This window comes from Limimaricola variabilis, from assembly GCF_034371605.1.
Lineage (GTDB): Bacteria > Pseudomonadota > Alphaproteobacteria > Rhodobacterales > Rhodobacteraceae > Limimaricola > Limimaricola variabilis.
The window spans coordinates 982,021-996,292 of record NZ_CP139691.1; the positions used below are offsets into that span (position 1 = coordinate 982,021).

The 14,272-nt window shown below is 61.6% G+C and carries 10 protein-coding genes, 1 tRNA gene and 4 pseudogenes; 4 read left to right on the forward strand and 11 right to left on the reverse strand.

Annotated elements, in window-relative coordinates:
- Positions 1–46: 46 nt before the first annotated feature.
- From proB to T8T21_RS04840, 6 genes are all read right to left on the reverse strand, one after another.
- The gene (proB, locus tag T8T21_RS04815) at positions 47–1,153 is read right to left on the reverse strand and encodes a glutamate 5-kinase (protein WP_183469457.1); all 1,107 of its coding nucleotides are present in this window, start codon (positions 1,151–1,153) and stop codon (positions 47–49) included.
- Entirely contained in the window at positions 1,141–2,181 is a 1,041-nt protein-coding gene (obgE, locus tag T8T21_RS04820; RefSeq protein ID WP_183469459.1) for a GTPase ObgE, read from the reverse strand. The genes proB and obgE overlap by 13 nt, the downstream gene beginning before the upstream one ends.
- A 100-nt stretch (positions 2,182–2,281) precedes the next feature.
- Complete coding sequence (locus T8T21_RS04825) at positions 2,282–2,800, reverse strand: GNAT family N-acetyltransferase (protein ID WP_322337019.1); 519 nt, start codon at positions 2,798–2,800, stop codon at positions 2,282–2,284.
- Between the two features lie 11 nt (positions 2,801–2,811).
- Positions 2,812–3,360, reverse strand: a complete 549-nt coding sequence (locus tag T8T21_RS04830; RefSeq protein ID WP_183469463.1) for a GNAT family N-acetyltransferase — start codon at positions 3,358–3,360, stop codon at positions 2,812–2,814.
- 150 nt (positions 3,361–3,510) lie between these two features.
- On the reverse strand, positions 3,511–3,780 hold the full coding sequence (rpmA, locus tag T8T21_RS04835) for a 50S ribosomal protein L27 (protein ID WP_183469465.1): 270 nt from the start codon (positions 3,778–3,780) through the stop codon (positions 3,511–3,513).
- Positions 3,781–3,792: 12 nt separating this feature from the next.
- Entirely contained in the window at positions 3,793–4,395 is a 603-nt protein-coding gene (locus T8T21_RS04840; RefSeq protein WP_183469467.1) for a 50S ribosomal protein L21, read from the reverse strand.
- A gap of 213 nt (positions 4,396–4,608) precedes the next feature.
- On the opposite strand from T8T21_RS04840, the gene T8T21_RS04845 reads away from it, so the two are divergent.
- Together T8T21_RS04845 and T8T21_RS04850 are read left to right on the forward strand one after the other, a co-directional pair.
- Positions 4,609–4,938, forward strand: a complete 330-nt coding sequence (locus T8T21_RS04845) for a hypothetical protein (RefSeq protein WP_322337020.1) — start codon at positions 4,609–4,611, stop codon at positions 4,936–4,938.
- Between the two features lie 87 nt (positions 4,939–5,025).
- Positions 5,026–5,115 (forward strand) — tRNA-Ser (locus T8T21_RS04850).
- A 516-nt stretch (positions 5,116–5,631) separates the two neighbouring features.
- Here the strand turns inward: T8T21_RS04850 and T8T21_RS04855 are convergent.
- Positions 5,632–6,458 (reverse strand): annotated as a pseudogene (locus tag T8T21_RS04855) (IS5 family transposase).
- Between the two features lie 249 nt (positions 6,459–6,707).
- On the opposite strand from T8T21_RS04855, the gene T8T21_RS04860 reads away from it, so the two are divergent.
- Positions 6,708–7,775 carry a phosphatase PAP2 family protein gene (locus T8T21_RS04860; protein WP_322337021.1) on the forward strand — a complete coding sequence of 356 codons (1,068 nt, stop codon included), beginning with the start codon at positions 6,708–6,710 and terminating at the stop codon, positions 7,773–7,775.
- A 59-nt stretch (positions 7,776–7,834) separates the two neighbouring features.
- Here the strand turns inward: T8T21_RS04860 and T8T21_RS04865 are convergent.
- The 3 genes and pseudogenes from T8T21_RS04865 to T8T21_RS04875 all read right to left on the reverse strand — a co-directional run.
- Positions 7,835–8,744 (reverse strand): annotated as a pseudogene (locus T8T21_RS04865) (IS3 family transposase).
- Between the two features lie 130 nt (positions 8,745–8,874).
- A complete protein-coding gene (locus tag T8T21_RS04870) occupies positions 8,875–9,906 on the reverse strand; it encodes an acyltransferase family protein (RefSeq protein ID WP_322337022.1) in 1,032 nt (343 codons plus the stop codon).
- 125 nt (positions 9,907–10,031) lie between these two features.
- A pseudogene (locus T8T21_RS04875) lies at positions 10,032–10,226 on the reverse strand (IS3 family transposase); the annotation flags it as partial.
- A gap of 66 nt (positions 10,227–10,292) precedes the next feature.
- Here T8T21_RS04875 and T8T21_RS04880 point away from each other — a divergent pair.
- A pseudogene (locus T8T21_RS04880) lies at positions 10,293–11,461 on the forward strand (IS3 family transposase).
- A 360-nt stretch (positions 11,462–11,821) separates the two neighbouring features.
- Here the strand turns inward: T8T21_RS04880 and T8T21_RS04885 are convergent.
- Positions 11,822–14,026 (reverse strand): hypothetical protein, encoded by a 2,205-nt coding sequence (locus T8T21_RS04885; protein WP_322337023.1) that lies wholly within the window; start codon positions 14,024–14,026, stop codon positions 11,822–11,824.
- Positions 14,027–14,272: the final 246 nt, after the last annotated feature.

Consider the following 14,272-nt stretch of genomic DNA (forward strand, 5'->3'; position numbering starts at 1 on the left):
GGGCTCCTTCCGGAAGCGGGTTTCGGTTGCGAGGTGCGGGCCGGACTCAGACGACCATGTCGTCGCGATGCACCAGCGAGGCGCGGCCCTTGTAGCCCAGCACCTTCTCGATCTCGTCGCTCTGGTGGCCGCGCAACTTGCGGGTCTCCTCGGCGGTATAGCGGGTCAGGCCGAACCCCACCCGGATGCCGTCCGGGCCGGTGATCGCCACCGGATCGCCGCGGCCGAAGCGGCCCGACACGCCGGTCACACCGGCGGGCAACAGCGAGTTGCCGTCGGCCAGCGCCTTCGCGGCACCGGCATCGATGCGGATCTCGCCCTTGGGCTTCATCGCCGAGATCCAGTTCTTGCGCGCCGAATGCGGGTCGGTCTGCGCCTTGAACCAGGTGGCATTGCAGCCGTTCAGAAGCTGCTTCAACGGGTTCAAAGGCGAACCTAGAGTGATCGCCATGTCGCAGCCCGCCTCGGAGGCGACCTTGGCAGCGAGCAGCTTGGTGATCATGCCGCCCTTCGACAGGCCGGAAACGCCCAGCCCGGCCATGGCCTGGATCTCGGGGGTGATCTCCTCGACCTCCTCGAAGCGCTTGGCGTTCGGGTCGACATGCGGGTTGCCGTTGTAGAAGCCGTCGACATCCGACAGCAGGATCAGCTGGTCGGCGCCGACGGTCACCGCGACCTGCGCCGCGAGACGGTCGTTGTCGCCGTAGCGGATCTCGTCGGTAGCGATGGTGTCGTTCTCGTTCACGATCGGGATCGCCCCGAGCGACAGCAGCGTGTCAAGCGTCGCGCGGCTGTTGAGATAGCGGCGACGGTTCGTGGAATCATCAAGAGTGACAAGGACTTGCGCGGTGATCTTGCCATATGGCGTGAACACGTCCTCATAGGCGCGCGCCAAGCGGATCGAACCGACGGCGGCCGCGGCCTGGCTTTGCTCGACCGGCAGCTCGCCCTCGGGCAGGTGCAGAACCCGACGTCCCAGCGCGATCGAGCCGGACGACACGAGCGTGACCTCGGTGCCGTTGTCGCGCAGCATCGCCACGTCCTCGGCCAGGCTGCGCAGCCAATCGGATTTGAGCTGCCCGGTCTCCCGGTCCACCAGCAAGGCGGAGCCGATCTTTACGACCAGCCGCTTGGCGTCCGTCAGGGTTGCCATGTCTTGTCTTCCTCTTCCGGTATCTGCTTCTGACGCAGGCGATCCGCGTCGATGCGCGCGCGCAGCGCCCGCAACACCTCGGTCACGCCCTCGCCGGTGGCGCCGGACATCAACATCACCTCGCCGCCGGTCTCGGCAGCGAGTTCATCGGCCAGGAAGGCCCGTTCTTCGCTGTCCAGCGCGTCGATCTTGTTGAGCACCGTCACCCTCGGCTTTTCTGCCAAACCCCCGCCATAGGCTTCGAGTTCACCGATGATGGTACGATAATCGACCATCGGGTCGCCCGAGGTGCCATCGACGAGGTGCAGCAGCACGGCGCAGCGCTCGACATGACCAAGGAACAGATCGCCGAGACCGCGGCCCTCGGAGGCCCCCTCGATCAGCCCGGGAATGTCGGCGACGACGAATTCGACGTTGTCGACGCCGACCACCCCGAGATTGGGGGCCAGCGTGGTGAAGGGATAATCCGCGATCTTGGGCCGAGCGTTCGAGGTCGCCGCCAGGAAGGTCGACTTGCCGGCATTGGGCAGGCCCAGCAGCCCGGCATCGGCAATCAGCTTCAGGCGCAGCCAGATCTGGCGCTCCACCCCGGGCTGGCCGGGATTGGCCCGCCGAGGGCTCTGGTTGGTCGCCGATTTGAAATGCAGGTTGCCCCAGCCGCCATTGCCGCCACGGGCGAGCACCACGCGCTGACCGACCTCGGTTAGGTCGGCGATCACCGTCTCCTCGTCCTCGTCGATGATCTCGGTGCCCACCGGCACCCTGAGGATGATGTCGTCGCCATCGGCGCCGGTCTTCTGGCTGCCCTGCCCGGCGCGACCGTTCTGGGCGAAGAAGTGCTGCTGGTAGCGGAAGTCGATCAGGGTGTTGAGCCCGTCGACCGCCTCGGCGATCACGTCGCCGCCATTGCCGCCATCGCCACCATTGGGGCCGCCATATTCGATGAATTTCTCGCGGCGAAACGAGACACAGCCATTGCCGCCCGAGCCTGAACGGATGGTGACCTTTGCGAGATCGAGAAATTTCATGGGTCGGCGCCTCTTGCGGATAGGCGCTTGAGGTAGCCGATCATGCCGCCCTTCTCAAGGGCGCGTGCGGACGGCCCCCATCGGGGACCGCCCGCTCGTGTCAGGCGGCGGCGCGGCGCTCTTCCGCGACCAGCGCCTCCCAGCGGGCACGGGTCAGCCGCGTCCGCTGGCCCGGCACGTCGTGGCCGAGCACCATCGAGGGCAGCATCTGCGGGCCCACCCGCTCGAAGCCCAGCTTGGCCAGCACCCGGCCGGACCCCGCATTGTCGTCGTAATACCCTGCCTCGACCGCCTCGGCCGCGGTGGTGGCGAAATGCATCTCGAGCAGCGCGCGCCCGGCCTCGGTCGCATAGCCCCGGCCCCAACGGTCGCGCGCGAACCAGTAGCCCAGCGTCGGGTCGATAGCGATCACCCCGGCAAAGCCCTCGGCGTCGAGCACGGCGTAGGCCGGAATACGACCAGCCTCGACCTCGCCCGCGAACCACTCGGCATCGGTGCGGCCATAGGGATAGGGCACGCGGCTGAGCCAGCGCGCGATCTCGATATCCTGCAGCGTGGCATGGATTGCCACGACATCTTCCATGCGCACCGGCCGGAGCCGGAGGCGTTCGGTCTTCATTTCTTGGGTCATCAGCCGATCTTCAATGCGTAGGTCCAGGTCGGCGCGGTGCCGCCACGCGCCACGGAATAGGCCTCGGCATCGCCGAGATACTCAAAACCGCAATTCGTGAGCACGCGGGCCGAGACGGCATTGTCCTGAAACACCTCGGCGAAGAGCTGCGCCGCGCCATGCGGGTTGGCGGCGATCAGGGCCCGCAGCGCCTCGGAGGCGAAACCGGTGTTCCAGAAGGCGGGCGCGACCCAGTAATGCACCTCGGACTGGCCGCGATCCATGCGGGTCAGCGTGACCAGACCCAGCACCTCGGCCAGCTGGTTCCCCGAGCCGTCGATGGCCCAGACATCCTCGGTGCGGTCGGGACGCTGCGCCCGCTCGATCAGCTGGGTGACGGTGCCGGGCGGCAAGGGGTGCGGAATACGGCGGGTGCCGCGCGCCACGCGCGGATCGGCGGCGTAATGCGCGATCAGCCCCTCGTCCGAGCGGCGCAGGGGCCGCAGCACGAAACGCTCTGCCTCGATCACGGGCTGGCCGTCGCTCACCTTGATGTCGTTGCTCTTCATGGGCCGCCTCCTCCGCTACCCTGCTGCTCGGGTCCCGGTTCTGTGCCGAGACTCATGCCGCCATGCTGGGCGACACTTGTGTTCATAATGCGAACGGGGGACCGGCTCATCACCGATCCCCCGCTCTTGGTCAACGGATCGAGATCCGGCTTACTCCGCGGCCTCGGCCACCGGCAGCACCGAAATGAAGGTGCGGCCCTTGAGACCCTTGTGGAAGGTCACGCGGCCCTCGGCCGTGGCGAAGATGGTGTGGTCGCGGCCCATGCCGACGCCGGCGCCCGGCCACATCTTGGTGCCGCGCTGGCGCATGATGATGTTGCCCGGGATCACGGCTTCGCCGCCGAACTTCTTGACGCCGAGGCGGCGTCCGGCGCTGTCGCGCCCGTTGCGGGAGGAGCCGCCTGCTTTCTTGTGTGCCATGTGTCTCTCTCCTTAGGCCTTGAGGTCCTGGGACTGGGCGACCCAGCCCTCTTTCTCGATCTTGCCCTTCAGGCCCAGCTCTTCGTCGTAGCGGGCGATGTCCGCCTCCGACCAGCCAGCGATCTGGGCGAAGCTGGTGATGCCGGCGGCATTCAGCTTCTTCTCGAGCGCCGGGCCGACACCCGACAGCTTCTTGAGGTCGTCGCCACCGGTGGCGGCGGCCTTCGGCGCCTTGGCGGCCGGAGCGGCCTCGGCGGTGCGCGGCGCGGAGCCGGCGCCGATCGCGGCCTTCACGCCCGACTTGTCGGCGCCTTCGGCCAGCAGCTCGGTCACGCGGATCAGCGTCAGCTGCTGACGATGGCCCTTGGTGCGCTTGGACGAGTGCTTACGACGGCGGCGCACGAAGTGGATGACCTTGTCACCCTTGATCTGGTCGATCACTTCGGCCTGCACCGCGGCACCCGAGACGAAGGGCGCGCCGATGCTGTCGCCGATCATCAGAATGTCGTTGAACTGGACGGTGTCACCCGCCTCTGCAGCCAGCTTTTCGACCCGGAGCACATCGCCCGAGGCCACTTTGTATTGCTTGCCGCCGGTCTTGAGAACCGCAAACATGTGTCGTTCCTTCGTATGCCGCGTCGCTCAGGTCCCCCTGCGGGGCGTTGAAGGGCCGGTGGCCCACCTTTGGACAGCGCGCCCATCGGGCGTTCGTTGATATCGGCGGCGCATCCCTTGCGGATAGCCGCGCATCCCGTGACAAGGGGCTTGCCGGGATGCGGGCTTATCGGCGAGGCACGGGGGCAAGTCAACCCCCGCGAAAGGCCCGTCATGCGCGCAATGTTCTCCCTCCCCCTGCTCGTCCTGCTTGCGGCCTGCGCGCCAGGCGCCCTGCCCGGGTTGCGCCCGACGCTGCTGCCGGCCACGGCGCAGGACAACGCCCGACGCGGCGCGGTCGAGCTGGCAGTCAAGGGCAATTTCGGCGCCGTGCTGAACGACATCGAGGCCGGCGGCGGCCCGGCGCTCGAACGCGCCTTCGACGCGGCGGCTGTGCCCCTTTCCGACCGTCCGGCCCGGCGGCTGCAACTCGGCGGAGACCTCAGCCTCTACGAGACCAATCCCGGCGCGCTGGTGACCTCGCTGCTGCTCTGGGGCGGCTGACGTCGGGGCGCGCCAGGGCCGCACGGAAAAATCGTTCGAGGGGCCTTGCGCCCCCCCGCGGCAGTGGCTAAACGCCCCTCAGACCGCGGAGAGGTGCCGGAGTGGTCGAACGGGGCGGTCTCGAAAACCGTTGAGCCTGCAAGGGTTCCCAGGGTTCGAATCCCTGTCTCTCCGCCAGTCTCACCCTATCTTAGCTAATATCATCAAGGTCTTAGCAAGATGGGCGAGCCTGCTGTATGCCGTTTATACCATCTATTTCTGTGCCCGCCCCTCTCATCGCGTCTCGCGTACGCGCATTGTCGTCAGGAGCGGTCACACATGGCCTTTTCCGGCGCACGAGTTCACTTGAGATCGCTAGACTAGATCTGAAACGGTGGAAATTCGCCCGAAGCGGACATTATGCAAATCGTTCCGTTTCTAGCCGCTCTGAGGTGCCCCTGTCGAAAACCAACGCTTTTTCGACGTAGCGCCGCCGACCGTGCACCTTTGGCCAGCTCCGCCATGAGGCCGGGCCTAGGGCAAGTGCGGCCTCAAGGCCTTCTCGTCGCAGTGGATCAGTCCAGAGCGGCCAGCGCAGCTGGACTTCATGGCCATTCCCGCCGGTGACGAAGGGTGTTTTAAGCCCTTGCTATGCGGGGAGGCATTGTTGCAGAACTCAGGCCTGAGGCGCAGCTGCCCCTTTCCCCAGTGAGGTCATGTCACGCGCACGATCTCGGCGGTGCCGAGAACTGAGAAGCGGTGCATGAGGGCGATGCGGATGTGGACCCCGGCGGTCTGGCGGTCGGGATCTCTCGCGGCGATGCGCTCCCCGAACGCCTTCAGGTACCGTATCTTGGCCTCGATACGGCTACGGAGGTGGTAGCCGGTCCACCGCTTCCAAAAGGCTCGACCAAAATGCCATGTCGCCCGGAGGATGTCATGTCGGGCCAGGGCGGCCGGCCTGTCCTCTTTCCAGGGTCGTCCGTTCTTGCGGATCGGAATGATCGCCGTGGCCTGGCGCTCGATGATCGCGGTGCCGACTGGCTCGTCGTCGGGGATCTGGTCGAGCAGGTCCGGAAGGACCGGGCTGTCGCCGTCGCGGCTGGGAGTGAACTCCACGGCGCGAGTGTCGGACGTGGCCGTGTCCATCGCCAGGTAGATCTTCCGCCACTGGCGACAGCCCTGCGGTCCATGCTTGCGCGCCTGCCATTCGCCATCGCCTAGAAACTTTACCCTGGTGCTGTCAACGAGCAGGTTCAGCGGGCCGTCGGCCCGGCGATACGGGATCTGGCCAGCCAGGGTCTTCTAGCTACCATCCCGGCTGTTTGTCTCAGCGGCAGTTTAAACAGGACCTAGATCGACAAGCAAAACTGTATGGGGCCCTCGGAGAAGACCGGGAGACGTACCGTCCGCCCTCCGTGTGACGCGAGCCCCGCCCTCTCCCGGTCCCGCCGGATCAGCAGAGAGCCGCGCTTCCGCAGCGCCACATTGTAAGCGGACCAGTTCGTCGAGCGATAGCGGGCAGGCAGAGGCTTCGTCATGCCACCCAACTAAGCGGCTTCTTCGTTCTGTGAACCGTAGGGCCAGGAGTTCTGCAACAACACCTATAAGACTGCCGTCGCTGTATCCCCGGCTGTGAAGTTCTACTTAGACAACACGCTCGGTACTGCATGACTGGCGGAACGCCTAAGCTAAGGTAGAATGTACCGCCAAACAATCGCCCGAATGATGGCTTGCTGCCGCCACTCCCGACCTACACCCCTCGGTTGTAGTAAAGAGGAGTGGTAACGGTGATAGCGCATTTCAGCGTAATACTTAGGACTGTGTTTGGGCAAGTTTTCCGGCGCCATCTGGGATTGCTGGCGCTTGTCGCAATGCACGCCTGCATTGCGGTTGCTATCGGTATTGCCCTTGGAGTGCCCTATCAGTCAGGCATGGCTGGTCGTTTGATAACATTGTTCCAGATATTCTTACCGTGCTTCCTTTTCATCTTGCTGCTGTGGCAATTCGGGAAGATGGCACTTGTCATTCGGCCTGACAAGCCGATCGCATGGCTGGCATCATATCTGCGCCCCCTTCTTCTCGATTGCGATCGTCTTATGGGCGGACTGCTTGCGCTTGCTGCGGTGGCTCTTTTCATAGGAAGCTTTTCCTTCGTCAAACCACTTATCCCGCGCATGGCCCCTTTCTCGTGGGATCCGGAACTCGCCGAACTCGACCGGCTGCTGCATTTTGGCCTGGATCCGTACAAGCTGTTAATGCCCCTCATGGCCCATCCCTATGTGCTCAAGGCCCTGAATATCGCCTACCACGCTTGGTTCTTCCTGTTCTATTTCTTCGTCTTCGTCGCGGCCTTCTCGAAGGGGCGCGAACGCAACATCTTTCTCTGCGCGTTCGTGCTGACATGGGCTTTGGGCGGAAACGGGCTGGCGATCCTGCTGTCGTCGGGTGGCCCGGTCTATTATGAGGCTTTGGGTTTCGGGACCGATTTCGCTCCACTCATGGAGATGCTGCGCGCGGCTGATGATGTTACGACACTCTGGGCGCTCGATGTGCAAGCCTCGTTGTGGGACAGCTATCGGGGCTTGGCCGCACCACGCGGGATATCCGCCATGCCAAGCATGCATGTGGCCATCTCCGTGCTGATGACCTTATATGCCTATCGCCATTCCAGCTGGGCAGGGCGGATCTTGCTAGCCTTCACCGCGGTGATCATGGTCGGGTCGGTAGCACTGGCTTGGCATTATGCGGTGGATGGCTATGTGGGTGCGGCAGTGGCGCTGGCGTGTTGGCAGATGGCACGGCGCATGAACCGCGAAGCCGTCGTGGCATGTCAGGATATGAAACTTGCGATCTGAGTTCAAAAGGGTGAATAGCCCCGCATTTCTTAGACGCTCCCGGGCATCAATTTCTGCTGTCACTCGAAGTCGATGGGCGACAGCATTCCGATCCGCCGCCTGATCCGTTCGCGCTTGAGCAGGTTGAAGTGGCCCGGTCCACGCTGGTGAACTGGCTGCAATGATCGGAGTGGATCAGCACCTCGGCCTTCGGCTTCCTCCGCCATATAGCTATGAGCGGAGCCTGGAGGACGACATCAGGCAGCTGGCCGACTGCATGGACCGTCCGACCACGCGCAGAGAGAAGAGGTCGATCACCGCGGCAAGGTAAGCGAAGGCTTCCTGCGTCCGGATGGAGGTGATGTGGGTGACCCAGACCGTATCCGGAGCCTCGACATCAAATTGCCGATCGAGGGAGTTGTCGACCACTACGGACGGCTTGCCGCCATACTTGCCAGGGGGGCGCTTGCAGCCGATCTGCGCCGTGATCCCGGCCAGCTTGGTCAGGTGGGAGAGCGGTTCAGGCAGAGGCTTTCACTCTGTTCAACCAGGTCATCGTGCAGCTTCCGCTGCCCATAGACCCTGCCGCTCGCCCTCCCGAGCGCGCTTGTTCAACGGCGCCTTCAGCCAGGCATAAAAGCCACTCGGCTAGATGCGCAGGCACCGGCACATCGCCCGGACGGAGAACTGCCCTCGATGCTCGGCCACGAAGGCGTATCTCACTTTGCATCCTTGGCGAAATACGCGGTGGCCTTGTTTAAGATATCGCGCTCCTCCGAAACTCGAGCCAGCTCCTTCTTCAGGCGCCGGATCTCGGTATCCTTCTCTGCCTCGCCTGATGACGCCTTCACGAACTTCCTCTTCCAAGCGTGGAACGAATACGGGCTGACCCCGAGCCGCTGCGACACCTCCCTGACCGGCTAGCCCCACTCGATGATACGCGACCGCATCCCGCTAGAACTCATCGCTGATCTTGCTGCTGCTCATCATGGCCTCCTTGCCTCAAAATTAGCGAAGAAGGCGTCCACAAAACACAGGGCTATTCGATGCGAGTGCAGCTTCAGCACTCACTGCTTAGTCAACCAAGCGGCTCTGCGTCGCCCACCGAAGCTCATTCCACCTACATTCTTTCACCGTCACAGCTTCCCACCCGAGAAAAACTCTTGAATACCCCATGCTGTGCTCGCCGCCATTTTCTATCGGAGACTGCCCAGCTCCTCTCAACCAAATGATAAGTCATAGCGGCCAAGATGATCGCCGACGATAATGAAATGATGAATGCCTCGCCAGGAGACAGATACCCACGAGAAATGACAACAATCGGGTAGTGCCACAAATAAATCCCAAAAGACCAAGCGCCAAGAGTTCGCATGACTGGAGTTCGAAGAGCCGCTCCAAGCACACCGACGCCGGAAACCAGCGACGCAATCAATCCCATCGATGAGATTTCCACTATCGAAATCCAGAAAGTCAGAGCCGTAGCCGTATATGCATTAGCGAAAATGAAAGCCGTAAAGACGACAGAGATGGAAGCCGCGAATAAAGTTGGAGCGCAGCGAATGCGTTCAATTGGAAGGGTTGCTAGAAATGCGCCAAGAAAGAGCCCGGAAGAGTGAGCGAGTGGACTATAGTAGCCGTCATACCAGTTTGCGCCGTATGAATAATGCAGCCTAGCGGCAGTCGATATTATGAACAGACTTACGGCGATCACTCTAAAACGTGAGATGCTTGCTGTTGTAAATACGAGGAATGAAAGCCCCACGTAGAACTGCATCTCAGCGCCAAGCGTCCAAGTGTGGGGCATGAACTTTGGAGGTGACAAGAGTATTATCGAAAGGTTTCCAAGGAATAGAGCGCCAGGAATAACCTCGTGCCACATGGCCAGTCCCGAGAGAGAAACAATTAATGAAACAGCTGCGCTTACGCACAAAAGCAAGGGCCACAACCGGCAGAAACGCTTTTTAATAAACTCGCGGGGAGTGTAGCGCCCTGAAAGCGCGATTGCGGTCGTGAGATAACCGCTCAACACAAAGAATACGTCGACACCAAGAAACCCACCGGATACTCCTGGAAGCCTAACGTGGTATGCAACAACTGCTATCGCGGCAATTGCGCGCAGGCCGTCAAGTTCTGGGATGTATTTGATAGACATGTTTCGACACTCTTCTGCTTGATGGGTAACCTTAGAAAAGAGGTTGTCGAAAGCATGGCGTTAGGTGCGCTTGTTCGTTATCTTTCGAGACAGCTTCAAGTAAAGATCCCGGCTACTAGGATCAGGATGAAGTCCATCGCCCAGACGTCGTTCACCCCTTCGGCCTCGGCGCGGCCCGATCGGTAGCGGCAGGCCCGGCGGCGTTTCGGGCTGCGGGTGCGGATCGACAGCCCTTCCTCGCAGTAGATCCGATACAGGCGCTTGTGGTTCAGCTGCCAGCCTTCGCGTTGAAGCAGCACGTTCAGCCGTCGGTAGCCGTAGTGGCCTGCCCCCTGAAAAGTGGTCCTCCCTGGAGTAGGCTTTCGAGCCAGTTGGAGGGTGCAAGAATGCCCCAGAAGAAGCACAAGCCGGAAGAGATCGTCGTGAAGCTCCGGCAGGTCGACGTCCTGGTGCCTCAAGGCCGGACGGTGTCCGAAGCTGTGCGCACCATCGGCGTGACGCAGTTCACGTATTACCGGTGGCGCAAGGAGTTCGGTGGATTGAAGACCAATCAGGTGAAGCGCTTGAAGGAGCTCGAGAAGGAGAACGAGCGGCTGCGCGAGGCCGTCTCCGACCTGATGCTCGAGAAGCTGATCCTGAAGGAGGCGGCCTCGGGAAACTTCTAAGCCCCGCCCGCCGCCGTGCCTGTATCGACCACGTCCGGCAAAAGCTCGGTGTCTCGGAGCGGTTTGCCTGTCGCGTGCTCGAGCAGCACCGCTCGACCCAGCGGAAGACGCCGCGCGGACGGGCCGATGACGATGCGCTGACTACGGACATCATCGCGCTCGCCGGCCAGTTTGGCCGCTACGGCTACCGTCGCATCACCGCGCTCCTCCGGGAGGCTGGATGGGCAGTGAACGTGAAGCGCGTCGAGCGGATCTGGCGGCGGGAGGGGCTGAAGGTTCCGCGGAAGCAACCGAAGAAAGGTCGGCTTTGGCTGGGCGACGGGTCGTGCATCCGTCTGCGACCTGAGCGGCCAAACCATGTCTGGTCCTACGATTTCGTCGAGAGCCGGACCCATGACGGGAGGAAGTTTCGCATGCTCAACGTCGTCGACGAGTTCACCCGGGAGTGCCTGGCGATCCGGATCGACCGGAAGCTTAACTCGACCGCCGTGGTCGACGTCTTGACCGATCTCTTCATTCTACGAGGTGTGCCCAGCCATGTTCGATCAGATAATAGCCCGGAATTTATCGCAAAATCCGTCCGGGACTGGATTGATGCCGTCGGTGCGAAAACGGCGTTCATCGAGCCCGGCAGTCCATGGTAGAACGGCTACTGCGAGAGCTTCAATTCGAAGCTGCGCGACGAGCTTCTGGATGGCGAGATATTCTACTCGCTCCACCAGGCACGTGTGGTGATCGAAGCATGGCGCGTCCATTACAATACCGCGCGGCCCCACTCGTCTCTGGGCTATCGTCCACCCGCGCCAGAGGCCGTACAATGGCACCAAAACGAAGGTGGATCACCCCCGCCGAACGCACCAAAAGTGGCTCTGAAGCCCGTCATGCACTAAGACTGAAGCCGGATCACCCGATGGAGGCAGGCCAGCTGGTCAGCTTGCTCGCCGTCCGTTCAGGAATGATCGCCCGCATGTTTTCCGGCATTCAAGTTCAATAGACTGCGAGAAACTTTCAGACAGTGAGAGTACCTTTCGCCTCGTGGCGCCACTGACAGGGTACTGCTGGCCAGTTCGAACGTGAGCGGACATGCCCCCGCTTCGCCGAACACCCGGGAGACTGTGCTCTGGGCTGCGATGCATTCGTGCGGGCGCATCTTCAAACCTGAGGGCGTGCGACTGTCACCCCCGGCCTGCCTGGCGCGCCGATATGAGGGGAGGTGACGGCAGGATCAGTGGTCTGACAGGGACCTAGTCCTACTCTAAAGTTTCGACGAAGGACGCAGCGATGCCATTGCTCTGCGGGCCCTTCGCCTTCGAGGACGCAAGCAGATAACGTGCGGTGCAATCCCCGGAAGTGGCCGGAAAGAATGCCATATCTAGCCCCTTTATGGCTTGTATCACGTGCTCCACGCGGTCGCCCATGCACTCTATCCGAGACAAGGTGAGGCCTCTGAACTGACGCGGCAACAACGCCCAAGCCCCCTCCACCCCCGGAGGGACATGTTTCGTGAATTCAAGGTTGCCTGCCTCAAAAGAGATGCTCGAAAATTTCGACATGTTTCGGCCGTCGAGCCATTGCAGCATTTGATCCGCTGATATCAGGGGCACTCCACGGTCTATCGCAATCTCGGCCAGGACCTGGTCGTAGTCATCGGTGTAGTCGAAATGCGTGGCGAAGGCTCCAAAATATTGGTTCGGCCCCAATGCGCCGTCGATAAGCTGTGAGACCCCTTCGTGGTGCGGAACCAAATTCTCATTGACGAGATGCGTCGCCACCTGCGCGACGTCGAGAGCATTCCCGTCGAGATCGGCATAAGGCATGGGAAAACCGGAACCGTTCATGAAAATCTGGCGCCCTTGGATCCAGTCCGGCGGCCAGAGGTAGTAATTGAGATCAAGCCGTATTCCGGATTTCCGCTCTTCGAGCGGAACGTCGACCCAGCCCTGCCAGACGATGCAGTGGAGGCGATGCGTCCGTTGAGGTGGTAGTTCCGGGTAGGAACTTCGAAAGCTCTGGAACTCGGTTGATATGCGTTTGAGGAACGCGGCCGGCTTCGATCGCTCTGCGCATCCGGTGTCGACATGAACGCCCAGCTCGAAACCTTTCTCGACAAACTCGAGGGCAGTCTGTCGGTGAAACTTCGTGGGAAGCGTGAGGTAGGAAGAGGCACGAAAGCACTCCCATTGATCGACCCGGCACCCCGGCGCGCTCAGCTTGTCCAGTCGAAACATCATGTCTCGGGTGCCATCCACTGTGGCATGGTCGTCTCCCGTCATGATGAGAGCGGCACGCAGCTTTCGCGGCAGGTACCAGAAGCGGGGCAACGGGATCGGGGCACGCTCGATGATCAAGTTGACCAGGAGCCGCTGTAGCTCATCCGCCATCGGAACCTCCGCATAGCGGAGAGGCAAGAAGTCGGGGTAGAATAGATCGTTCGCGCGGACAGGTTTCGAGCCATCCCTGTCCTCGTTGATCCAGGCGGGGTTGCCTTGACGGCTCAGGACGATTGAGCGGGAAAGATCAAATGCGAAATCAGCGACATGCCCGCGCCCATGTGGGACCACCGACAAGGCGCTCAGAGGCAGGGTCGTACCGTCAAGACGAGCCAGATGCGCCAGTACGTCCGAATTTTTCGGGCTATTGCTCGGTACGCTGTCAATCGGACCATGCACCTGAAGCGGCTCGGCGTTGAAGCCGCGACTGATCTCAGTGTCGAGCGAAGGCAGCATCATCGCTGCCGTCAAGCTCTTCTCTCCTGCGCGCGACAGCCCCCACTCCTGACGAAGCTCGGCACCCGGACGCATCAGGACCAATAGCCCACCCTTCTGGACCCAGCCCTGCAATGCTATCCGGGTTATGGACGGAATATGCGCCGTATCGAGGATTACGACAGATCTGCGGGACAGGTCATCGGAGCCAAAATCGTCGGCAACCACATGGGCCGACGCGTTCAGCCCCTCAGCTTTCAGGATCTCTGCATAATAGCGGCTGAAAGGCCGATCAGCGCCTTCGATGACGAGAATGGGTGCCTCTGCGGATCCTGCCCTGCCCCGCTTACTCATGGTTCTGAACTGGGAGCAGCTCCATCTCCGCTCAGATCGCCAAGAGCTCAAAAATCCTGCTTCGCTCTTCCAGCAAAACTCGTAGCTCTCGTTCCAGCTTAGCGGCTCGACCGGTCTAGCGATGATGATCCTGTCGCTCTCGTCGTGTCGTATATCGAGATCAACCAGATACCCGTCCTGTGCCTGTAACTTGAGAATGACATCGTCCGGGGCACGCTTCGGAAATCTGACGATCAGTTCCCGTCCCGGATGGACATCTCGACTTTCCGGATCAGGAAGCAATAGGATCGGATCGCTTGCTGTTTGGCGCATGAGGTAAAAGCCGGACAGCGCAATTCCCATTACACACGCTGCGATCACGAGCATGCGGCTACGAGACACGTTCCATCCCATCATGCATCGAACCTGACAACAAACTACCTGGGTTCAAAAAATAGACCTCGCCTCCTCATGGAGAGCCGCTCTCTTTTGTGGCGCTCTGAGTATGGAATACACTCCAATTGGGACCGGACCCATGCTTGTCCCACTGGTCAATGAACCCTCCTGATGGAAGAAGGGAAAACAACCCGGTCGGGCTCGCCCATGAAAACGTTGCGCGGGAATCAACCTCGGGTCGAGGCTATCTTTGGATGTAGTCCAGCT

Bases quoted from the DNA above. Each gene is read 5' to 3' on its own strand.
- proB (WP_183469457.1), bottom strand. From the start codon at position 1,153: ATGGCAACCCTGACGGACGCCAAGCGGCTGGTCGTAAAGATCGGCTCC.
- obgE (WP_183469459.1), bottom strand. From the start codon at position 2,181: ATGAAATTTCTCGATCTCGCAAAGGTCACCATCCGTTCAGGCTCGGGC.
- T8T21_RS04825 (WP_322337019.1), bottom strand. From the start codon at position 2,800: ATGAAGACCGAACGCCTCCGGCTCCGGCCGGTGCGCATGGAAGATGTC.
- T8T21_RS04830 (WP_183469463.1), bottom strand. From the start codon at position 3,360: ATGAAGAGCAACGACATCAAGGTGAGCGACGGCCAGCCCGTGATCGAG.
- rpmA (WP_183469465.1), bottom strand. From the start codon at position 3,780: ATGGCACACAAGAAAGCAGGCGGCTCCTCCCGCAACGGGCGCGACAGC.
- T8T21_RS04840 (WP_183469467.1), bottom strand. From the start codon at position 4,395: ATGTTTGCGGTTCTCAAGACCGGCGGCAAGCAATACAAAGTGGCCTCG.
- T8T21_RS04845 (WP_322337020.1), top strand. From the start codon at position 4,609: ATGCGCGCAATGTTCTCCCTCCCCCTGCTCGTCCTGCTTGCGGCCTGC.
- T8T21_RS04870 (WP_322337022.1), bottom strand. From the start codon at position 9,906: ATGTCTATCAAATACATCCCAGAACTTGACGGCCTGCGCGCAATTGCC.
- T8T21_RS04885 (WP_322337023.1), bottom strand. From the start codon at position 14,026: ATGATGGGATGGAACGTGTCTCGTAGCCGCATGCTCGTGATCGCAGCG.